This is a genomic window from Nocardia sp. NPDC003269 (assembly GCF_042888005.1).
Classification (GTDB): Bacteria; Actinomycetota; Actinomycetes; order Mycobacteriales; family Mycobacteriaceae; genus Nocardia.
This window is the reverse complement of record NZ_JBIAPA010000002.1, coordinates 110,247-131,013: the sequence shown is the minus strand read 5'-3', so window position 1 is coordinate 131,013 and position 20,767 is coordinate 110,247. Positions and strand designations below refer to the sequence as shown.

Below are 20,767 nucleotides of genomic sequence, written 5' to 3'. Positions count from 1 at the left end.
GGGCAACTCTCGAACCGAAGGAGATGATGCGTGATGCAGTACCTGCTGTCCGTGATCCACGACCGGCCCACCCTGGCCACGCCCACGGAGGAGGCCGCGATCGACGTGTTCAACGACAAGCTGATCGCCGAGGGCTACTGGGTCTTCGCCGGTGGCCTCGGCGAGCCCGGCACCGCCACGGTCGTGGACAACCGGGGTGACGAGCCGATCGTCACCGACGGGCCGTTCGTGGAGTCCAAGGAATTCCTCATCGGCTTCTGGGTCGTCGAGGCCGCCGATCTCGATGTGGCGCTCGCGCTCGCCACCGAGGGATCGAAGGCCTGCCATCGCAAGGTCGAGGTGCGGCCGTTTCTGTGAGCGGCGTCGACGCGGCGATCATCCGGGCCCACCACGCGGAGTGGGCACGGGTGGTCGCGGCGCTGGCCGCCCGGTTCGGCGATCTCGACATCGCCGAGGAGGCGGCGGCCGAGGCGTTCGCGATCGCCGTCGAGCGCTGGCCCGCCGACGGGGTGCCGCCCAACCCCGGCGGCTGGCTGACCACCACCGCCCAGCGCAAGGCCATCGACCGGATCCGCCGGGAGCACAAGCGCGACGACAAACAGCGGGAGGCCCGGATGCTCGACGACCACGACGCCGAACCGCCCGGCGCCATCGCGGACGAGCGGCTGCGACTGATCTTCACCTGCTGCCATCCGGCGCTGGCGATGGAAGCCAGGGTCGCGCTGACACTGCGGATGGTCGGCGGGCTGACCGTGCCCGAGATCGCGCGGGCCTTCCTGGTGCAGGAGAGCGCCATGGGCAGGCGGATCACCCGCGCGAAGACCAAGATCAAGACGGCGGGCATTCCGTACCGGGTGCCGTCGGCGGCGGACCTGCCCGCCCGGGTCTCGGGGGTGCTCGCGGTGCTGTTCCTCGTGTTCAACGAGGGCTATCTGTCGACCGGGCCCGGCGCCGATCCCGTCCGGAACGACCTGACGGCCGAGGCGATCCGGCTCACCCGGCTGATCCGTGAGCTGCTGCCCGGCGACGGCGAGGTGGCCGGACTCCTGGCGCTGATGCTGCTCACCGAGGCACGCCGCGGCGCCCGGCTGTCCTCGAGCGGCGAACTGGTCGCGCTCGACGACCAGGATCGGGGAGCGTGGGACCGGGCGCTGATCGCCGAGGGCCACCGGCTCGTCCGCGAGCGCCTCGCCACCCGGGAACCGCCAGGCCGCTACCAGATCCTCGCGGCGATCAACGCCGTCCACACCTCGGCCCGCGACATCCGCGACACCGACTGGTCCCAGATCGTCGCTCTCTACGACCAACTCGTCCGCCTGGACCCCTCCCCCATCGTCGCCCTCAACCGCGCCATCGCGGTCGCCGAACTCGACGGCCCCGAGGTAGCCCTGGCCACCGTCGACCGCCTCACCGACCCCCTGCACGGCTACCACGTCTTCCACGCCACCCGCGCCGACCTGCTCCGCCGACTCGGCCGCAGCCGAGATTCCCGCTCCGCCTACGACACCGCCATCGACCTGGCCACCAACCCCGCCGAGATCACCCACCTGACCCGCCGCCGCGACCAGCTGGGCGGGTGAAAGTTCTCGGGAGCCCTTGCCTGTCAACACATCTCGACACCAGATCGCCGTACACTCGGGTAGTTCGACGATCGGGGGATCACGGTGGGGACGCGACGAATTCGGTTCACGGCGATGATGGTGCTCATCGCGGGCGCGGCGGGCTGCGCCGACATCGATCGGGCCCTCAATCGTGGCGGCGACACGACCTGCCGCGACTACCTGGACCAGAACGCCGACACTCAGCGGACGACGATCGAGAAATTCATCAAGGAACGCCGGGGCAGCGACGAAAACCTCACCGACGGAACCATCGAGGTCGCCCGAGGCGGAGTCACCATGCTCTGCTCACTCCCCGCCAATGCCGATACCCCCATCGAAGACGCCACCTTCAGCAGCAAATTCGACATCCGCATCACCCCGACCCGCTAGAGGCCGTGGGTGTCCAGCCAGGTGCGGGCGGCGGCGGCTGGGTCGGTGCCGGTGTCGACCTGGTGGATCAGGTCGGTGAGGCCCTCGGTGGTGAGTTCGCCTGCTACGTAGTTGAGTTTCTTCAGCTGGGTGCGGTCGAAGCGGCCGGAGCGGTAGAGGGCCAGGATGTTCTGGGCGCGGACGGCGTATTTCGGGTCGTCGAGGACGACCAGGTCGGCCGCGGTGCCTGCGGGTGGGCCGTTGACGATGCCCACCTGGATCTCGCCGTCCCGCACGGCTTTCCGCAGCGCCACTGGGTCCGGGTAGTGGGTGGTCGTGGCGAAGGCGCAGCCGGCGATCGTGACGGGGGACGGGGTGGTGGGGGCGAAACCGGGCAGCTCGGTGTAGCCGGCGGTGAGGTCGGCGCAGCGCGGGGTCAGGGCGGCCAGCGTGCGGACACCGTCGCGGGCGGCGAACTCCTCGGTGACCAGGAGGCGGGAGCGCAGGTCGGTGCCGTCGGCGGCGTCGGAGGCCGACAGGCCCTGCGGGAGCGAGGCGTTGACGGCGGCCACCACGTCCTCGGGGGTACGGGCGGGCGCGGCCGGGTTCCAGCGATCGAGCAGGGCGCCGTCGCGGGCGGGCAGGACCGCGATGCGACCCGCGTCGAGATCGGCCCGCGGGTTGTCCGAACCGCGCACGACGGCGGTCGGGGTGCCGGTGCGGGCCAGCGCCTGGGCATAGATCTCCGCGAGCACAATTGCCTCGACCGAGGAATCCGCACCCACCGCGACCACCTCGCGCGGCTCGTCGCCGGCGCACGAAACAGTGGTGAAAGCCCAGGTGGCGACCAGTAGCGCAGCCAGCTTCCGGCGCACCGCGCGCGACACCATCCGGCGACACCAACTTCCTGTATTTGCGGTCAACCCACGCAATTCGGCGCGACGCGGGCAGTATGAACTACCAGAATGTACCTGCGGCCCCCGGGTCGCATGCACAGCGCACTGCCCGCCTTTGCCGGAAGGACACCAGTGAAAACCGCGTTCGCCTCCTCTTCGCACGGACAACGTCGACCGGCACGCCGCTTCGCGGTCCGGGCGGGCCGGGTGCTGGCAGCCGCGGTCGCGCTGGCCGCCGCCATGATCGTGTCCGCCTGCGGCAACTCCGACCCACTGGCCGCCAAGGGCGATTGCGCCAGCGACGCGCTGATCATCGGCTCGGCCAATTTCCCCGAGTCCGAGACCGTGGCCAATATCTACACCGAGGTGCTGCGGATCAACGGGTTCAAGGTCGACACGAAGTTCAACATCGGCAGCCGCGAGGCCTATATCCCCGCCTTACGCCAGTGCGCGATCTCGCTGATCCCGGAATACACCGGCAACCTGCTGCAATACCTGGACAAGGACGCGACCGCCACCTCCGAGGCCGACGTGAACGCGGCGCTGACCACGGCGCTCGGCACCGAGCTGGCCATCGCGACGCCCGCCCCCGGCCAGGACTCCGACGCGGTGGTCGTCACCCGCGCGACCGCCGACCGGTGGAACCTGCGCAGCATCGCCGACCTCGCGCCGCATTCGGCTGAGGTGAAGTTCGGCGCGCCCGCGGAATTCGCGCAGCGCCCCGGCGGACTGCCCGGCTTGGAGAAGAACTACGGACTCGACATCAGCGACGCGAATTTCGTGCCGATCGCCGACGGCGGCGGTCCGGCGACGGTGCGCGCGCTGGTCGACGGCCAGGTCACCGCGGCCGATATCTTCACCACCTCACCCGCGATCGCGCAGAACAACCTGGTCGTGCTGGCCGATCCGAAGAGCAATTTCGCCGCCCAGAACGTGGTGCCGCTGTTCAACGCCGCGAAGAAGACCGACAAGGCGGTGGCCGTCCTCGACGCGGTGTCGGCCAAACTCACCACCACCGAACTGATCTCGCTCAATACCGCGGTCTCGGGCGACGCCAAGATCGAACCGAAGGCCGCCGCGCTCGCCTGGATCACCGCGCAGGGACTCGACTCCCCGATCGGCTAGGCAGCCGCCCACTAGGAGAATCCGTGTCCGATATCGAATTCCGCGGCATCGCCAAGACCTATCCGGACGGGACGCGGGCGGTGCGCGACCTGAATCTGCGGATCGACTCGGGCTCGTTCACCGTCTTCGTCGGTCCGTCCGGCTGCGGCAAGACCACCTCGATGCGGATGATCAACCGGATGGTGACGCCGAGCGCGGGCAGCATCCACATCGACGGCCGCGATATCGCGACGGTCGATCCGGTGAAACTGCGCCTCGGCATCGGGTACGTCATCCAGAGCGGCGGGCTGCTGCCCAACCGCAAGGTGATCGACAATGTGGCGACCGTGCCGATGCTGCTCGGCGCCTCCCGCAAGTCCGCGCGGGCCGCGGCGCTGGAGGTCTTGGACCGCGTCGGGCTGGATCGTGGTCTGGCCGACCGGTATCCGGCGCAGCTCTCCGGCGGCCAGCAGCAGCGCGTCGGGGTGGCGCGGGCGCTGGCGGCCGACCCGCCGGTGCTGCTGATGGACGAACCGTTCAGTGCCGTCGACCCGGTGGTGCGCGCGGAGTTGCAGGTCGAGATGCAGCGGCTGCAGGCCGAACTGCACAAGACGATCGTGTTCGTCACCCACGACATCGACGAGGCGATCACCCTCGGCGACACGATCGCGGTCTTCGGGCGCGGCGGGGTGCTGCAGCAGTTCGACGCGCCGGAGCGGGTCCTCGCCCAGCCCGCCACCGACTTCGTCGCCGGGTTCGTCGGCCGGGATCGCGGCTATCGCGCGCTGTCGTTCCGCACCGCCGACACCCTGGCGTTGGCGCCGATCCGGACCGTCGAGGCCGACGGGGTCGCCGGGCTGCGGCTGGCGCGGGGTGAATGGGCGCTGGTGGTCGACGCCGACGGCAAGCCCGGCGGCTGGGTGGATGTGACCGGGGTGGAAGCCGTCCGCGCCGGAAAACCGCTGTCCGCCGGCGTGTCCGCGGGTGGCTCGCTGTACCCGCCGGACGGCGACCTGCGCCAGGCGCTGGACGCGGCGGTCTCCTCGCCGTCGGGCATCGGGGTGGCCGTCGACGACACCGGCGCCGTGCGCGGCGGTCTGCTGGCCGCCGACGTGCTCGCCCAGCTCGCCGCGCAGCGTGCCCGCGAGGACGCGGAACGGAACCGGGAGTTCTTCGACCAGGACGCGCCGTGCGATACCTGATCGACAATTTCGCCGAGGTCATGGCGATCACCCGCACGCACCTGGTGCTCGCGCTGGTGCCGCTGCTGCTCGGGCTGGTCATCGCGGTCCCGGTCGGCGCGGTGATCCGGGGCGCCGGGTGGGCCAGGCGGATCACCACGACGGTGTCGAGCCTGGCCTACACGATTCCCTCGCTGGCACTGTTCGTGATCATTCCGCCGCTGGTCGGGATCTCGGCCATCGACCCGCTCAATGTGATCATCGCGCTCACCGTGTATTCCACGGCGCTGCTGCTGATCGCGGTGCCGACCGCGCTGGACACCGTGCCCGCCGCGGTGATCGACGCCGCCGACGCGATCGGGTTCGGCCGGTTGCGCCGCACCCTCACCGTCGACCTGCCGCTGGCGCTGCCGGTGTTCGTCGCCACGCTGCGGGTCGTGGTGGTCACCAATATCGCGATGGTGTCGGTGGGCGCGCTGATCGGGGTCGGCGGGCTCGGCAAGCTGTTCACCCAGGGCTATCAGCGCGACTATCCGGATCAGATCGTGGCGGGCATCATCGTCACCCTCGCGCTCGCGCTGGTCTTCGACCGGCTGGTGTTCCTGCTCGGCCGCTTCGCCACCCCGTGGACCCGCGCCGACGCGCGCGGGCAGCGGACGCCGCGAGAGGACCCGGCATGAATCTGTTCGTCGATGCCTGGCAGTACCTGAGCGACGGCGCGAACTGGGGCGGCCCGGCCGGGATCGACACCCGGCTGCTGCAACACCTCTGGTACAGCGTCCTCGCGGTCGCGCTGTCGGCGGTGATCGCGGTGCCGCTCGGGTTGGTCATCGGGCACACCCGGCGGGGCAGCGCGCTGCTGGTCGGCTTCGCCAACGCCATGCGCGCGCTGCCGACGCTGGGTCTGCTCACCTTCCTGGTGCTGCTGCTCGGGCTCGGCTTGATCCCGCCGCTGCTGGCCCTGATCACCGTCGGGGTCCCGCCGCTGCTGGCGGGCGCCTACGCGGGCATCGCGAACGTGCCCACCGATGTCGTCGACGCCTCGCGCGCGATGGGGATGACCGAGCCGCAGATCCTGTTCCGGGCCGAACTGCCCAATGCCCTGCCGGTGATCCTCGGCGGATTGCGGGCCGCGACGCTACAGGTGGTCGCCACCGCGACCATCGCCGCCTACGTCAACCTCGGCGGGCTCGGCCGCTACATCTTCGACGGGATCGGTCTCTATCGCTACGACCTGGTCCTGGTGGGCGCGCTCCTGGTGGCGGCGCTCGCCGTGGTGCTGGACGCGCTGCTGGCGGCGGCGGTCTGGGTGAGCGCGCCGGGCACCGGACGGCTGGCACGCGGGACGATCGTCGACACCGACGCGTCGCTGGTCACGGAGTAGTCCGGGTCGTCGACCGTCGCCGGTGGCGAGGGTCAGTCGTCGCCGAGCAACGCGCGCAGGTGCGGATCGGCCGCCAGCACCTGCTGCATCCGGGCGCGCTCCTGGGCCCGATGGGCTCGCGACTGGAGCCACTCCTGCACGGCCGTCACGACGGCCGCGTTCATCGACAGGCCATCGGCCTCGGCGGCGGTGACGAGCTGAGCGTGCACCTCGTCGGGCAGCTGCACGGTGAGGGAGGTCATCACCCGATGATCCCAGACAACGCGAGAGCGCCCCGTTCCGGGGAACGGGGCGCTCTCGGTCGATCAGGGAACTACGCGACGCCCTCGGCGCGCGCGGCCTCGGCCACGGCCTCGGCGACCGCGGGCGCGACGCGCGGGTCCAGCGGGCTGGGGATGATCCGGTCGACGGCCAGCTCACCGGCGACGACACCGAAGATGGCGTCGGCGGCGGCGACCTTCATGCCCTCGGTGATCCGGCGGGCGCCGGCGTCCAGCGCACCCTTGAACACGCCGGGGAAGGCGAGCACGTTGTTGATCTGGTTCGGGAAGTCGCTGCGGCCCGTCGCCACGATCGCGGCGTACTTGGCGGCCACCTCGGGGTGGATCTCCGGGTCCGGGTTCGACATGGCGAACACGATCGACTCCGGCGCCATCGAGGCGATGAGCTCCTCGGGGATGGTGCCCGCGGACAGGCCGAGGAACACGTCGGCGCCGGCCAGGGCCTCGGCGGCGCCACCGGTCAGGCCGCGCGGGTTGCTGCGGGCGGCCAGATCGGCCTTCACGCCGTTGAGGCCGTCCCGGCCGGTGCTGACGATGCCCTTGGAGTCGAGCACGACCACATCGGGCACACCGGCGGCGAGCAGGATGTTGGCGCAGGCCACACCGGCCGCACCGGCACCGGACACCACGACCTTCAGCGCCGACATGTCGCGACCCTGCTGCGCGGCAGCGCCCTTGAGGGCGGCCAGCACCACGATGGCGGTGCCGTGCTGGTCGTCGTGCATGACGGGGCAGTCCAGGGCCTCGATGACCCGCTGCTCGATCTCGAAGCAGCGCGGCGCCGAGATGTCCTCGAGGTTGACCGCGCCGAAGCTCGGGCGCAGGCGGATCAGGGTCTCGACGATCTCGTCCGGATCGGTGGTGTCGAGCACCAGCGGGATCGAGTTCAGGCCGGCGAACTTCTTGAACAGCGCGGCCTTGCCCTCCATCACGGGCAGCGAGGCGCGCGGGCCGATGTCACCCAGGCCGAGCACGGCGGTGCCGTCGCTGACCACGACCACGAGGCGGTCGGTCCAGGTGTAGGTCTTGGTGAGCGCCGCGTCCTCGGCGATCGCCCGGCTGACCTGGGCCACACCGGGGGTATAGGCGATCGACAGATCACGCTGGGTCTCGAGCGGGGCGCTGAGCTCGACCGACAGCTTGCCGCCGAGGTGACCCGCGAAGATCTCGTCTTGGGTGATGGCAGCCAGGCTCGCTGCGTCATCGGCCTGGGGCGCCGCGGTGGCATTCGGTGCGTCAGTCACAGGTGACACGATTTCACTCCTGCTCGAGTCGGACTCAACCGGGGGACGGTTACCGCCGGGTATATCGGGATTACGGAATTGCATGACGCTCATAGGGTGCGCAGCCAGGGCGAATACCGGAGAAAACCGGTCGCGTGGCGCGACACTGATCCGCCGAGCGGAGCCGGACGGGTGGTCCGGTCGGACATACGGGTCGGCCCTCGGCCGCGACGGTGCGTCGCGGGGCGGAAGGTCGCCATGGTCCCCGAACCCGGCGGTGGCAAGGGCAGGGAATCCGCAACATTCTGCCAGCCCGGTCGACTCCTTGCCAAACCGGATCCGTGTGTCACCCGGCCGCGCGTCATGGATCGAGGGTATCCGCGGCGAATTGCCATGGCGTTAGAGAAAACTCGCAGTTGAGGGGGAACATCCGGTGAACAATCACACCGCGGCGGGTCGGCTCGCGGTGAGCTGATCGTCGACCGGGACGCGCCGCACCCACACCGCGTCCAGCCCACCACAGCGCTGGCGCACCTGCCACTCCGGCGCGGCCAGCGGGTGGTCGATCCGGCGGTGGATACCGCGGGTCTCGGTGCGCACCAGCGCGCTGTAACCGGCCCAGCGCGCGACCGCGAGCAGCGCCGCCGCCTGCCTGGCCCTGACCTGTTCGGCGCCGAGGCCGCCCAGCTCGAACTGCGCGCCCGGCCACATGGCGTCCAGCTCGGCGATGCTGTCGGCCAGGCTACCCGCACTGCGCCGGTAGCTGCGCCGCAGCGGCAGGGTGTGCTCCTGCACCAGCCCGATCACCGAGCGCGGATCGATGTGCGCGTGCAGCCCGAGACCGGCGCCGGGGACCGGCCGCGCGCTGGTCGCGCGCTCGGTGGCCACCGCGAAGGCGGCGGCGCCCTCGCCCGCCCAGGTCCCCGAGGCCAGCGCCCAGGCACCGCTCAGGCCGCCGGTCGCGCCCGCGGCCCCCGTGACGACCTCACGCCCGGCGACGGCGCCCGCGACGAACAGCCCGCGCACGGTGGTCGCGCAGTCGGGTCCGGTCAGCGCAACCCCGCCCGCGCCGAGGACCGTGCCCTCGAGCACCGCGCGCACCGGCACCCGGCCCGCCGCGTCGACCGCGCCGTGCCTGCTCAGCCAGTGCCGGACGGTGTCGGGCACCTCGTGCAGCGCCGCGAAGACCCGCCCGCCGTCGGCGAGCGCGGCCAGGGCCGCCGGGTACCGGCCGGGCAGTTCGGCGCCCGCCTCGTCGTAGAGCGCGGCGAAGCGCACCGAGAGGCCGGGGGCGACAGCCGGATTCGGATGCACCCGCGACAGCACCGGGGCCAGGCCGTAGGCGCTGGAGAATTCCATCCCGGACAGCTCGGCGCCCGCCTCGACCGCCATCAGCAGGCCCTCGCCGGTGTTCACCTCGGTGCCCGCGCCGCCGGACAGGAACGCGCAGCCACCGGTGGCGACGACCACCGCGCCCGCCCGGATCGTCCACGGCCGGAACCGGTTGTGCCGCTGGATGCCCGCGGCGCCGACCACCGTGCCCGCCGGGTCGACGAGCAGCTGCAGGGCCGGATGATGATCGAGGATGCGCACGCCCACCTCCAGCGCGCCCCGGCGCAGCCTGCGCAGGTAGCTCGCGCCGTCCAGGTGCACCACCGGCGGATCGCCGCCCGCGGTGTCTGGCACCCGGTGCCGGGTGCCGGACCAGACCTGTAAGCGGCGATGGGTCTCGTCGACGACCCGGTGCAGCCAGTCCGCGTCACCGAGGCCGCCGCCACGGGCCAGCGCCGTGTCGACGACGTCGGCGCGGCTGTGACCGGGCGCGACGTCCCAGATCATGGTGCTGCCGTAGACCGTCGGGCCGCTGGACCCGCACCGGCTCTTGTCGACCAGGACGACCCGCGCGCCCGCGGCCGCCGCCGAGACGGCGGCCCACAACCCGGCGGGTCCGCCGCCGAGGATCAGAACATCCGTCTCGATGTTGCTCACAAAGAGAAATATTCGGGGACAGTTCACCCGGGCGCAACCATTACGCGCTCGTCAACTCCACCATTGTGTCCAAAGCAGTGCACCGGTCGTGATCAACACGATCGCCGAGGCGGTGAACGCGGCGACGCCCCGGTTCCGATCGGCGTAGAGCTGGGCGGCGACGACGACCACCGCCGCGAGCACATGCCAGGTCAGCGACTCGGCCCCCGGACCGGGGAAATCCCGGCGCGAGCCCATCACCGCGGCCCCGATCACCACGCAGAGCAGGACGACCACCCCGCCCGCGACCAGTCCGCTGAACCCGCGCACCACCGTCACGGGGCGATCACCGGCACCCCGCTCGCCTTGCCGATCAGCGCCTCGAACTGTTCGGGATCGGTCCGGCACGCGCCGATCTCGATGGTCTTGTTGCTGCCGTGGTAGTCCGAGGACCCGGTGCGCAGCAGCCCGAGCTCGGCCGAGAGATCGGTCAGCACCGCGCGATCGGCGTCGCTGTGATCGGGATGGTCGATCTCGAGACCGCCGAGGCCGAGGGCGGCGAGGTCGCGGATCTCGTCGAGCGCAAGCAGCCTGCCGCGCTTGCGGGCCCGCACATGCGCGAGCACGCTGACCCCGCCCGCGGCCGCGATCAGCCCGACGGCCCTGGTCAGCGGGGTGTCGGCCTTCTCGGCGTAGTAGGGGCCGTGCGGGGCGAGCAGTTCGTGGAACGCGGCGTCGACGCTCTCGACCACGCCGGCCTCGACCAGCGCCCGCGCCAGATGCGGACGCCCGGCGGCCGGGCCCGCGCCGGCGAGGACCGCGTCGGGATCGATGGGCAACCCGTCGGCGACCATCTTGTCGGCCATCGCGCGCACCCTGGCCACCCGCTCGGCCCGCAGCCGCTCGCGTTCCTCCGCGAAGCCGGGGTCGGTGGGGTCGAACAGGTAGGCCAGCAGATGCACCGGGACGGGCCAGCCGTCCTCGCCCATCCCCTGGCACGACATCTCCATGCCGCGCACCAGCGTCAGGCCCGCCGGGCGGGCGGCCTCGGCCTCGGCCCAGCCCGCGGTGGTGTCGTGATCGGTGATCGCGACGACGTCGAGGCCGGCCGCGGCGGCGTTCCGAACCAGCTCCGCCGGGCTGTCGGTGCCGTCGGAAGCCGTCGAATGGGTATGCAGATCGATGCGCACACCCTCAGTCTTACAGTGCCGTCTCGACCGGCGCGCAGTCCTCCACCGAGACGGCGCCGGCCGTAGCATCCACCTCGTGCCTTCACTACCGCAGATGCCGTCGTTCCGCGGGCCGGGCCGGGCCGGGCCGACGCGGCCGCGGATTCCCGTGCCGACCGCGCGCGCCATCGTGGACTGCGGCGTCTACGTCGAGGGGAAACGGCTGCCCGGCCACTTCACCCCCGAGCAGGCGCTGAAAGCGGCGGCCAAGACCGATTCCGGTTTCGTCTGGCTCGGACTGCACGATCCCGACGAGGGCCAGATGACCGAGGTCGCCCAGATCTTCGGGCTGCACCCGCTCGCGGTGGAGGACGCGGTGCAGGGCCGCCAGCGCCCCAAGCTGGAGCGCTACGACAACACGCTGTTCCTGGTGATGCGCACCGTCAGCTACGTCGAACACGACATCCACGCGATCAGCGAGATCGTCGAGACCGGCGACATCATGGTCTTCACCGGACCGCATTTCGCGATCACCGTGCGCCACGGCGAGCACACCGGATTGGCCGGGGTGCGCCACGAACTCGAGGGCACGCCCGACCAGCTGCGGCTGGGTCCGTGCTCGGTCCTGCACGCCGTCGCCGACCACGTCGTCGACTCCTATGTCGAGGTCTCCGAATCGGTCGAGTCCGATATCGACGAGATGGAGGAGGCGGTGTTCACCCCCGCCTCCAAGATCGGCATCGGGGCGATCTACCAGCTCAAGCGGGAAGTGGTCGAATTACGCAGGGCCGTTTCGCCGTTGGGGCAACCGCTGCAGATGCTCGTGCACAACCCGGAGCTGCCGGTGCCCAAGGAGATCCGCCGCTACCTGCGCGACGTGGCCGATCACCACACCAGCGTCACCGAGCACATCACCTACTTCGACGAATCGCTGAGCGGCCTGGTGAACGCGGCGCTGGCCAAGATCAGCGTCCAGCAGAACACCGACATGCGCAAGATCGCCGCCTACGCCGCCATGGCCGCGGTGCCGACCATGATCGCCGGCGTCTACGGCATGAACTTCGACCACATGTGGGAACTGCACCAGCCCTGGGGCTATCCGGTGGTGCTGATCATCATGGCCGTCGTCTGCGGGGTCCTGTTCCGCAGCTTCCGCCGCAGCAAGTGGATCTAGAGGTTCACCGCGCCGCGCGCCGGGTCGCGGATATCGATGCCCGCCTCGGCCCAGGCGTCGCGCAGCGCCTGCGCGCCGCGGACGCGGACCCAGGCGGCCTCGGTCGCGGTGATCGGGACGACGCTGAGATACCGCACCGGCTCGGCGGGTTCGGGCAGCGCGATCTCGGCGATGTCGCTCTCGCCGAGCAGCACCGCGGTGAAGACGGCGTTGTGCCACAGCGGTTCCCCCAGGTCGAGCAGTGCGTCCGCCTGGAGCACAACGCCTTCCACCGAGGGGGTCGCGATGAGCACGCCGAGCGATCGGACGACGCCCGCCTGCGGGCCCGCGCTCAGCAGCAGTGTCAGCACCAGTTCGGCGCGCGGACCGCGGACCGGGTCGGCCAGCAGATCGGCGGGATCGCCCATCGGATGGCGTGATCCGCCCAGCGTCGCGTAGTGCACCGCGCCGTCGCCGGGGATGCGCAGGATCTCGATCGGTTCCAGCCCGAGGAAGGTCACCGAGGCCGAGTCGACCCCGGAACGTTGCACGCCGTAGTGGTCCAGCACCGCGGTGCGGACCGTGTCCACCACATCCATTGCGTCACAGGGCCAATCGGGCCAGCATGTCGCGGGCGCGCTCGGCGGTCTTCGGGTCGCACAGCACGTCGTAGCGGCCCGCCACCAGCTGCATGGTGGAGGCGAAGTCGCGCTGGCCCTTGGTGGCCGCGTACGGAATCGAGGTGGTGATCACGCCGAACACGATGCCACCGAGCAGACCGACGACCAGCGGGCCGAGGGCACCGCCGGTCGTGGTGAACAGGCTCAGTAACAGACCGAGGAACAGGCCGAGCCACGCGCCCGAGACCACGCCGCCGCCGATGACCTTGCCCCAGGTCAGCCGGTACAGCACCCGCTCGACCTGCATGAGGTCGACGCCGACGATGGTCACGTCCTGCACCGGGAACTGCCCGTCGGCCAGGTAGTCGACCGCGCGCTGCGCCTCGGCGTAGGTCGGATACGAGCCGACCGGCCAGCCCGACGGCGGCGTCGGCAACGCCTGCCGTCCGCGATTCGGGTTGCCCAAGGGATTCGTCATAGTCCCATTCTGCTAGTTCTGGACCGGCTGTGGCGGAGTGAAACGCGTTGTGCGCGTCATTCCCGCAGCTCGCCCCTTCTCCGCTATGACCTGCGCCATCTTCGCGCTGGCCTCATCGATCATCTCATCGCCCAGCATGACGGCGCCACGAGCGCCGCCCGCGGCGGAGGTGTGGAAGGCGTAGGCCTCCAGGATCAGTTCGGCGCGGTCGTAGTCGGCCTGGCGCGGGCTGAAGATCTCGTTGCAGGCGTCGATCTGGTCGGGGTGCAGCACCCACTTGCCGTCGAAACCGAGCGCGGCGGTGCGCCCGGCCGCCCGGCGGAACCCGTCGACGTCGCGGACCTGCAGGTAGGGGCCGTCGATCGCCTGCAGACCGTGCGCGCGGGCGGCGAGCAGGATGGTCATCAGGATGTGGTGGTAGGCGTCGCCGACGTCGTAGCCCACCGGCTGCTCGCCGACCACCAGCGTGCGCATGTTGATGCTGGCCATGAAGTCGGCCGGGCCGAACACCAGCGCCTGCACGCGCGGGCTCGCGGTGGCGATCGCGTCGATATTGCGCAGGCCGATGGCGTTCTCCAGCTGCGGCTCGATGCCGATCCGGCCGACCTCGAGGCCGCTCGCCTTCTCCAGCTGGGTGAGCAGCAGGTCCAGCGCGTGCACCTGGCCCGCGTCGGTCACCTTGGGCAGCAGGATCGCGTCGATCGCCGCGCCGGCGCCCTCGACGACGGTGATCACGTCGGCGTAGGTCCACTCGGTCGACCAGTCGTTGACCCGGACCACCCGCAGCTGGGAGCCCCAGCCCGGTTCGTTCAGCGCGGCGACGATATTCGCCCTGGCCGCGGTCTTCGCGCCCGGCGCGACGGCGTCCTCGAGATCGAGGAACACCTCGTCCACCGGCAGGCCCTTGGCCTTGGCGATCATCTTGGGGTTGCTGCCGGGTACGGCCAGCACAGATCGGCGGGGCTTCATGGGCCCTCCTCCTTTGTTCGTCACACCGGCCGTGGCGTGTCGTGACCGGCCGTTGTGGACCGCCTAGCCTGAGGGTCATGGCAACCACCAGGGTGTACGTCGCCCGGCTCGCCGGCCTGACGGTGCTGGGTCCGGACGGGGAGTCTATCGGCCGGGTCCGCGACGTCGTCGTGGCCGTCCGGCACGGGCGCCAGCAACCACGGGTGCACGGCCTGGTCGTCGAATTGGTCACCCGGCGGCGGATTTTCGTCCCGATGCTGCGCGTCACCGCGATCGAGCCGGGCATCGTCACGCTCAACACCGGCACCGTCAGCCTGCGGCGATTCGCCCAGCGACCCGGCGAGATGCTGGCGCTGGCGCAGATCGTGGACTCGCAGGTGCGCGTCGACGATCCCGGTCTGCCGGACCTGGACGGGGTCGACGTCTACGTGGCCGACCTGGGCATCGAGCAGAGCCGGACCAGGGACTGGGTGATCGGGCGGGTCGCGGTGCGCGGGCACCGGCGGATCGGGCGCAGGCGCACCGTGCACGTGGTGGACTGGTCGCAGGTCCACGGGCTGACCCCGGCCGAGGTCGGCAGGCCGGGCCAGGACGTCACCTCCCTGCTCGAGGAGTACGAGGGCCTGCGCGCCGCCGACGTGGCGCACCGGTTGCGCGAACTGCCGGAGAAGCGCCGCATCGAGGTGGCGATCGCGCTCGACGACGAACGGCTCGCCGACGTCGTCCAGGAGCTGCCCGACGACGACCAGGTCGACCTGCTCGGTCATCTCGAGGTGCGCCGTGCGGCCGACGTGCTCGAGGCGATGGACCCCGACGACGCCGCCGACCTGCTCGGCGAGCTGCCCGAGAGCGAAGCCGAATCCCTGCTGGCCCTGATGGACCCGGAGGAATCCGAGCCGGTCCGCAGGCTGCTCGCGCACTCCCCCGACACCGCGGGCGGTCTGATGACGCCCAAACCGATCGTGCTCAGCCCGTCGACCACCGTCGCCGAGGCGCTGGCCCGGGTCCGCGATCCCGACCTGACCCCGGCGCTGGCCTCGATGGTCTTCGTCGTCCGCCCGCCGACCGCCACCCCCACCGGCCGCTATCTCGGCTGCGTGCACATCCAGCAGTTGCTGCGGGAACCGCCCGCGCACCTGGTCGGCGGGATCGTCGACACCGATCTGATGCCGCTGGCGCCGGAACTGCCGCTCTCCGCGGTCACCCGATACTTCGCCACCTACAACCTCGTCTGCGGTCCGGTGGTCGACGCGGAGAATCATCTGCTCGGCGCGGTGACCGTCGACGACGTCCTCGATCATCTGCTGCCCGAGGACTGGCGCGAAGAAGAAGAGCAGCCGTTCGCCCATGTCGAAAGGGCCCAGCGTGAGTGAGAAGAACCCGGCCCGCCAGCGACTGGAGACCCCGGTCGGCTCGCGATTCACCCTCGACTGGGACTCCGAGGCGTTCGCGCGCAGCAGCGAGCGCGTGGCGCGGTTCCTCGGGACCGGGCGGTATCTGGCGATCCAGACGATCATCGTCATCGTCTGGATCGTGCTCAACGTGTTCGTGGTCGCGCTGCGCTGGGACCCGTATCCGTTCATCCTGCTCAATCTGGCCTTCTCCACCCAGGCCGCCTACGCGGCGCCGCTGATCCTGCTGGCGCAGAACCGCCAGGACAATCGGGACAAGGTCTCGCTCGAGGAGGACCGCAGCCGGGCCGCGCAGACCAAGGCCGACACCGAGTTCCTCGCCCGCGAGCTGGCCGCGCTGCGGCTGGCCGTCGGCGACGTCGCCACCCGCGACTACCTGCGCCGCGAGCTCGAGGAGATCAAGGACGTGCTGGACCGGATCGACGCGGTCACCGCGCCCGACGGCGCGCCGAAGCCGGAGAAGAAGCGAAAAGCCGCACGCAAGAAAACCTCCGGTCAAACGCCCTCTCCTGCCCCGGTTTCGCCAGGTGGTTCAGACGAGTAACCGGAAATGCTCTACAACTTCCTGACCGGTAGGTAACCTGGATCACGTTGTTCCGGGCGGGCCGGAGGGGGACTCTGCGGTGCCGCTGCTTCGACGTAAAGGGTTGGTGTGGCCGTGCGAATCTCTGCTCCGATAACGATGTCGGCCCTTGTCGTCGCTGGACTGGTCGCCTCCGGGTCGGCCGCGCAGACCGCGACCCCGAGCACCGCCCCCACCGCGCCCGAGGCGCTACTGGCCGCGACCGCGAGCACCGCCGAGGACACGCCGGAGACCGATCCCTCCGAGATCGTCGGGCTGTTGCCGATCGCCCAGGAGGCGCCGCGCAAGCTGCGCGCGCTCTCCCCGTCCGCGAACAGCCTGGCGCCCTTCGCCGGTACGGTTCCGCTGCAGAGCATCTCGCTGCCCACCGGCAGCGGCGCGCTCGGCATCCCCGAGATCGTGCTCGCGGCCTACCGCAACGCGGAGCTGGCAATGGAGACCGCCCAGCCAGGCTGCGGGCTCACCTGGAACCTGCTGGCCGGCATCGGGCGCATCGAGTCCGGGCACGCCAGCAGCGGCCGCACCGACGCCGCGGGCACCTCGACCACCCCGATCTTCGGCCCCGCGCTCGACGGCACGCTGCCGGGCAACGAGATCATCAAGGAGGCTGACGGCGGGTTCGTCCGGGCCGTCGGCCCGATGCAGTTCCTGCCCAGCACCTGGGCGCTCTACTCCGCCGACGGCAACGGCGACGGCACCGCCGATCCGCACAACGTCTTCGACGCGGCGCTGGCCGCGGGCAAGTACCTGTGCTCGGGCGGGCTGAACCTGCGCGACGCGTCGCAGGAACTGCGCGCGGTGCTGCGCTACAACAACTCGATGTCCTACGCGGCCAACGTGCTCAGCTGGTCGGCGGCCTACCGCACCGGCGGCGCGCCGAGCTCGGTGGCCATCTCCCCCGACATCGTGCCGCCGGGCAGCGCGCCGATGGTCTCGCCCAACGTGCTGGCCGCCTCGACGAACGGGTCCGTCACCGCGGCGCCGCCGTCGACGACCAACCAGCTGCCGCCGAACACGCCGAAGGTGACCACGCCGACGCAGGTGATGATCACCCTGCCCGGCCTGCCGCCGATCCCGTGCGGCATCTTCTGCCCCGCCCCGGTCGCGCCCGCCCCCGAGGTCTGCGTCAGCGACCCGGCGCCCGCCCAGATGCCGAACCCGCTCGAACCGGCCAAGCCCGTCGAGCAGACCTACGGCGCTGCGGCGCCGAAGGATCCGGCACAGCCAGAGCAGGCGAGCCCCGAGCAGCAGGCGGCCGAGCAGCAGGCCACGGCGCCGGTCTGCACCCCGGCCACGACCGCCGAGCCCGCGCCTGCCGAATCGAAGGCGCCCGCGCCGGAGAAGACCCCGGAGCCGGGCGTCGAGCCGACCGAGGAACCCGCGCCCGTCGAGCAGGCGCCGGTGGCGCCCACCCAGCAGCCGGGGATCACGTTGCCGTTCAACATCGTCATCCCGCTGCCGCCCGGTCCGGCCGTTCCCTAGAAATCAAACCGAAATACAGGTCACGGAGGGGTAACAAAAAGGTCTCGGGTGCGGTAATCTCTTCTCATCCAACACGGTTGAGGAGGGCACCACACAGTGGGTCGTCATCGGAAACAGCCTGCTACGACGGTTCGACGTAGCTCGCTCATCGCACTGACCGGATTGGTCCCCGCCGGGCTCGTGGCCGTCACCGCCGCCGCGACCGACGCGACCATCGCCAGCAACGCGGCCGTCGAGCACGACCTGCCCGGCACCGATGCCGAGGCCGCGCCGGAGCTGGCCGCCGCGCCGCAGGCCGACATCGCCGAGATCGCCCACGCGGAGGCGCGCCAGTCGCCCTCGGCCGCGCCGGTCGTGAAAACCGTTGCGCAGCCGAATGATCGCGTCGCCGCCGACCTGCCCGCGGGCCCGCTCGGCATTCCGGGCATCGCGGTCGCCGCCTACCAGAGCGCCGAAGAGCAACTGGCCGTGGAGAACCCGACCTGCGGGATGTCGTGGTCGCTGCTGGCGGGCATCGGCCGGGTCGAGTCCACCCACGCGTACGGCAAGGCCGACGCCGACGGCAACCCGATCAAGGCCGTCTACGGCCCGGTCCTGGACGGCAGCCTCTACGGCAACAACGTCATCCACGACAGCGACGGCGGCGAACTCGACGGCCTCGGCGGCTACGACCGCGCCATCGGCCCCATGCAGTTCCTCCCCGAGACCTGGCACCGCTACGCCGCCGACGGCAACGCCGACGGCATCGCCGACCCGCAGAACCTGTTCGACGCCGCCCTCACCGCGGGCCGCTACCTCTGCGACGGCGGCCTCAACATGCGCGACCTCTCCCAGCAGTCCAAGGCGATCCTGCGCTACAACAACTCCATGGCCTACGTAGCCAACGTCATGGCCTGGTCCACCTCCTACTCCAACGGCATGGCCCCCAAGCCCTCGGACCTCCCCCGCATCTGAGCCTGGTAGGACAGTCACGTCCGGCGGGGATGACGGGAGTGACTGTGTTGCGAGGTCGAGGATGACCGGGACGGCCCGGCAGCAGGTGGTGTTCGGGACGGAGGTCGACCCGGAGTGGGTGCCGGTGTTCACTACGCCGGGGCCGATGGAGTTGGTGTTGGCCGAGGCGATGCCCGAGGTGTGTAGTGAGCACGGGTTGGCGGCGGTCGAGCGCCGGTCGGTCTTCGTGAATTCGCACGGGCCGCACTCGGAGTGGCCGACGTTGCGGGGCATGCTGATGTCGGTGGCGCCGTTTCGGCCGCGGCTTCCGGTCGCCGCGCGGGTCAGGTTCGACTGCCCGGCCTGTGAATTCTGTCTGGCCGGTATCAGGCGGTCACGGTGGATCGCGGTGCTGGCGCTGCTGGCGGTCGTGCTGACCATCGCCGGAATCTTCACGGCGGTGTCCCTGGAGCTGCAGCAGCTCTATGTGCCGTTGGCGTTGGTCTTCCTGCCCGGGTGTGTGCCGATCGCGTTGCTGGTGGCCGTGCTGGCGTGGAGTCGATCGGGCTTCTTCGCGGATGTGTGGATGAATCAGGACGCGGACGAATTGATCGTTTCCGCGCATCCGGATTTCGTCGCCGCGGTGGCGCAATGCCGGGCCGAGCGGCGCTGATCGCGCTGTCGGAGCAGCCCAGGGCGTTGTTTCACGGGCACGGTCCCCGGGTCGAGTGGCGGGTTCGGTGATCCGGTGTCCACCGGGTGGTCCGGATCGGCCCCAGGACTGTTGCCGAAATCCGCGCAGCATAAAATCGGGCATATGCCAGTGATTACGGAAGCGGATGTGCGGGCCGCGCTCGCGAAGGTCGACGACCCGGAGATCCGCAAGCCGATCACCGAGTTGGGCATGGTCAAGAGCATCGCCATCGCCGAGAGCGGTGACGTGCACGTCGAGGTGTACCTGACGACGTCGGGCTGCCCGCTGCGGACCGAGATCGTCCAGCGGGTGACCAAGGCCGTCGCCGACGTGCCCGGCGCCGGTGCGGTGACCGTGGATCTCGACGTGATGAGCGACGAGCAGCGCACCGAGCTGCGCAAGTCGCTGCGCGGCGACTCGGCCGAGCCGGTGATCCCGTTCGCCCAGCCCGGCTCGCTGACCCGCGTCTACGCCGTCGCCTCCGGGAAGGGCGGCGTCGGCAAGTCCAGCGTCACCGCCAACCTGGCCGTCGCGCTGGCCCAGCGCGGCCTGTCGGTCGGCGTGCTCGACGCCGACATCTACGGCCACTCGATCCCGCGCATGCTCGGCACCGACGCCCGCCCGACCCAGGTCGAGCGGATGATCATGCCGCCGATGGCGTACGACGTGAAGATGATCTCGATCGCGCAGTTCACCCAGGGCAACACGCCCGTGGTGTGGCGCGGTCCGATGCTGCACCGCGCGCTGCAGCAGTTCCTCGCCGACGTGTTCTGGGGCGACCTGGACGTGCTGCTGCTCGACCTGCCGCCCGGCACCGGCGACGTCGCGATCTCCATCGCCCAGCTCATCCCGAGCGCCGAGATCCTGGTCGTCACCACCCCGCAGATCGCCGCCGCCGAGGTGGCCGAGCGCGCGGGCGCGATCGCCCTGCAGACCCGTCAGCGGATCGCCGGCGTGGTGGAGAACATGTCCTGGCTTGACCTGCCCGACGGTTCCCGGATGGAGCTCTACGGCTCCGGCGGTGGCCAGGTCGTGGCGGATCGGCTGACCCGCGCGGTCGGCTCGACGGTGCCGCTGCTCGGCCAGATCCCGATCGAGCAGGCCCTGCGCGAGGGCGGCGACGCGGGCACCCCGATCGTCCTCGGCGACCCGGAGAACCCGGCCGCCAAGGCCCTGCGCGAGGTCGCCGACAAGCTGGCCGTCCGCAAGCGCGGCCTGGCCGGCATGTCCCTCGGCATCGACACCACCCGGCACCTCTGAGCCGGAG

23 protein-coding genes are annotated in these 20,767 nt (G+C 70.9%); 14 read left to right on the top strand and 9 right to left on the bottom strand.

The genetic code is table 11. From position 1 onward, the window contains the following. Positions 1–33 precede the first annotated feature (33 nt). From ACFYWJ_RS11300 to ACFYWJ_RS11290, 3 genes are all read left to right on the top strand, one after another. On the top strand, positions 34–357 hold the full coding sequence (locus ACFYWJ_RS11300) for a YciI family protein (protein ID WP_355276558.1): 324 nt from the start codon (positions 34–36) through the stop codon (positions 355–357). Further along, positions 354–1,580, top strand: coding sequence for a DUF6596 domain-containing protein (locus ACFYWJ_RS11295; RefSeq protein ID WP_355276310.1), 1,227 nt, complete (start codon positions 354–356; stop codon positions 1,578–1,580). The genes ACFYWJ_RS11300 and ACFYWJ_RS11295 overlap by 4 nt, the downstream gene beginning before the upstream one ends. Positions 1,581–1,697: 117 nt before the next feature. Beyond that, positions 1,698–1,991 (top strand): hypothetical protein, encoded by a 294-nt coding sequence (locus ACFYWJ_RS11290; protein WP_355276312.1) that lies wholly within the window; start codon positions 1,698–1,700, stop codon positions 1,989–1,991. On the opposite strand, the gene ACFYWJ_RS11285 is transcribed toward ACFYWJ_RS11290, so the two are convergent. Beyond that, positions 1,988–2,860 carry a glycine betaine ABC transporter substrate-binding protein gene (locus ACFYWJ_RS11285; RefSeq protein WP_355276313.1) on the bottom strand — a complete coding sequence of 291 codons (873 nt, stop codon included), beginning with the start codon at positions 2,858–2,860 and terminating at the stop codon, positions 1,988–1,990. The genes ACFYWJ_RS11290 and ACFYWJ_RS11285 overlap by 4 nt on opposite strands. Positions 2,861–3,106: 246 nt before the next feature. Between ACFYWJ_RS11285 and ACFYWJ_RS11280 the strand changes: the two genes are divergently transcribed. The 4 genes from ACFYWJ_RS11280 to ACFYWJ_RS11265 are packed head-to-tail and all read left to right on the top strand — an operon-like array spanning position 3,107 to position 6,535. After that, positions 3,107–3,991 carry an ABC transporter substrate-binding protein gene (locus ACFYWJ_RS11280; RefSeq protein WP_355276560.1) on the top strand — a complete coding sequence of 295 codons (885 nt, stop codon included), beginning with the start codon at positions 3,107–3,109 and terminating at the stop codon, positions 3,989–3,991. A 23-nt stretch (positions 3,992–4,014) separates the two neighbouring features. After that, complete coding sequence (locus ACFYWJ_RS11275; protein WP_355276315.1) at positions 4,015–5,172, top strand: ATP-binding cassette domain-containing protein; 1,158 nt, start codon at positions 4,015–4,017, stop codon at positions 5,170–5,172. Then, on the top strand, positions 5,160–5,831 hold the full coding sequence (locus ACFYWJ_RS11270) for an ABC transporter permease subunit (protein ID WP_355276317.1): 672 nt from the start codon (positions 5,160–5,162) through the stop codon (positions 5,829–5,831). The genes ACFYWJ_RS11275 and ACFYWJ_RS11270 overlap by 13 nt, the downstream gene beginning before the upstream one ends. Next, a complete protein-coding gene (locus ACFYWJ_RS11265) occupies positions 5,828–6,535 on the top strand; it encodes an ABC transporter permease (RefSeq protein WP_355276319.1) in 708 nt (235 codons plus the stop codon). Before ACFYWJ_RS11270 ends, ACFYWJ_RS11265 begins: the two co-directional genes overlap by 4 nt. 32 nt (positions 6,536–6,567) lie before the next feature. On the opposite strand, the gene ACFYWJ_RS11260 is transcribed toward ACFYWJ_RS11265, so the two are convergent. The 5 genes from ACFYWJ_RS11260 to ACFYWJ_RS11240 form a co-directional block, all read right to left on the bottom strand. Continuing rightward, positions 6,568–6,777 (bottom strand): Arc family DNA-binding protein, encoded by a 210-nt coding sequence (locus ACFYWJ_RS11260; RefSeq protein WP_355276321.1) that lies wholly within the window; start codon positions 6,775–6,777, stop codon positions 6,568–6,570. Between the two features lie 71 nt (positions 6,778–6,848). Next, positions 6,849–8,069: an NADP-dependent malic enzyme gene (locus tag ACFYWJ_RS11255; RefSeq protein WP_378823258.1), complete on the bottom strand. Its 1,221-nt coding sequence runs from the start codon at positions 8,067–8,069 to the stop codon at positions 6,849–6,851. 411 nt (positions 8,070–8,480) lie between these two features. After that, positions 8,481–10,028, bottom strand: a complete 1,548-nt coding sequence (locus ACFYWJ_RS11250; RefSeq protein WP_355276323.1) for an FAD-binding protein — start codon at positions 10,026–10,028, stop codon at positions 8,481–8,483. 51 nt (positions 10,029–10,079) lie between these two features. Continuing rightward, positions 10,080–10,346 carry a hypothetical protein gene (locus ACFYWJ_RS11245; RefSeq protein WP_355276325.1) on the bottom strand — a complete coding sequence of 89 codons (267 nt, stop codon included), beginning with the start codon at positions 10,344–10,346 and terminating at the stop codon, positions 10,080–10,082. Next, positions 10,343–11,197, bottom strand: coding sequence for a PHP domain-containing protein (locus ACFYWJ_RS11240; protein WP_355276326.1), 855 nt, complete (start codon positions 11,195–11,197; stop codon positions 10,343–10,345). Before ACFYWJ_RS11240 ends, ACFYWJ_RS11245 begins: the two co-directional genes overlap by 4 nt. Before the next feature lie 76 nt (positions 11,198–11,273). Here ACFYWJ_RS11240 and ACFYWJ_RS11235 point away from each other — a divergent pair, with 76 nt between their 5' ends. Further along, positions 11,274–12,350 (top strand): magnesium and cobalt transport protein CorA, encoded by a 1,077-nt coding sequence (locus ACFYWJ_RS11235; protein WP_387163408.1) that lies wholly within the window; start codon positions 11,274–11,276, stop codon positions 12,348–12,350. Here the strand turns inward: ACFYWJ_RS11235 and ACFYWJ_RS11230 are convergent. The 3 genes from ACFYWJ_RS11230 to ACFYWJ_RS11220 are packed head-to-tail and all read right to left on the bottom strand — an operon-like array spanning position 12,347 to position 14,396. Then, positions 12,347–12,928: a suppressor of fused domain protein gene (locus tag ACFYWJ_RS11230; protein WP_355276327.1), complete on the bottom strand. Its 582-nt coding sequence runs from the start codon at positions 12,926–12,928 to the stop codon at positions 12,347–12,349. The genes ACFYWJ_RS11235 and ACFYWJ_RS11230 overlap by 4 nt on opposite strands. Before the next feature lie 4 nt (positions 12,929–12,932). Continuing rightward, on the bottom strand, positions 12,933–13,427 hold the full coding sequence (locus tag ACFYWJ_RS11225) for a general stress protein (protein WP_019048869.1): 495 nt from the start codon (positions 13,425–13,427) through the stop codon (positions 12,933–12,935). Positions 13,428–13,439: 12 nt separating this feature from the next. Next, complete coding sequence (locus tag ACFYWJ_RS11220) at positions 13,440–14,396, bottom strand: CoA ester lyase (RefSeq protein ID WP_355276329.1); 957 nt, start codon at positions 14,394–14,396, stop codon at positions 13,440–13,442. Positions 14,397–14,473: 77 nt separating this feature from the next. On the opposite strand from ACFYWJ_RS11220, the gene ACFYWJ_RS11215 reads away from it, so the two are divergent. The 6 genes from ACFYWJ_RS11215 to ACFYWJ_RS11190 all read left to right on the top strand — a co-directional run bounded on the left by ACFYWJ_RS11215 (position 14,474) and on the right by ACFYWJ_RS11190 (position 20,760). Next, the gene (locus ACFYWJ_RS11215; RefSeq protein ID WP_355276331.1) at positions 14,474–15,769 is read left to right on the top strand and encodes a magnesium transporter MgtE N-terminal domain-containing protein; all 1,296 of its coding nucleotides are present in this window, start codon (positions 14,474–14,476) and stop codon (positions 15,767–15,769) included. Beyond that, a complete protein-coding gene (locus ACFYWJ_RS11210) occupies positions 15,762–16,352 on the top strand; it encodes a DUF1003 domain-containing protein (protein ID WP_355276333.1) in 591 nt (196 codons plus the stop codon). The genes ACFYWJ_RS11215 and ACFYWJ_RS11210 overlap by 8 nt, the downstream gene beginning before the upstream one ends. A gap of 138 nt (positions 16,353–16,490) precedes the next feature. Next, positions 16,491–17,873, top strand: coding sequence for a lytic murein transglycosylase (locus ACFYWJ_RS11205; protein ID WP_355276335.1), 1,383 nt, complete (start codon positions 16,491–16,493; stop codon positions 17,871–17,873). Positions 17,874–17,969: 96 nt separating this feature from the next. After that, entirely contained in the window at positions 17,970–18,827 is an 858-nt protein-coding gene (locus ACFYWJ_RS11200; protein WP_355276337.1) for a lytic murein transglycosylase, read from the top strand. Positions 18,828–18,984: 157 nt separating this feature from the next. Next, positions 18,985–19,479, top strand: coding sequence for a hypothetical protein (locus ACFYWJ_RS11195; protein WP_355276339.1), 495 nt, complete (start codon positions 18,985–18,987; stop codon positions 19,477–19,479). A 144-nt stretch (positions 19,480–19,623) separates the two neighbouring features. Beyond that, positions 19,624–20,760, top strand: coding sequence for an Mrp/NBP35 family ATP-binding protein (locus ACFYWJ_RS11190; protein ID WP_355276341.1), 1,137 nt, complete (start codon positions 19,624–19,626; stop codon positions 20,758–20,760). The last annotated feature ends 7 nt before the right edge of the window (positions 20,761–20,767 follow it).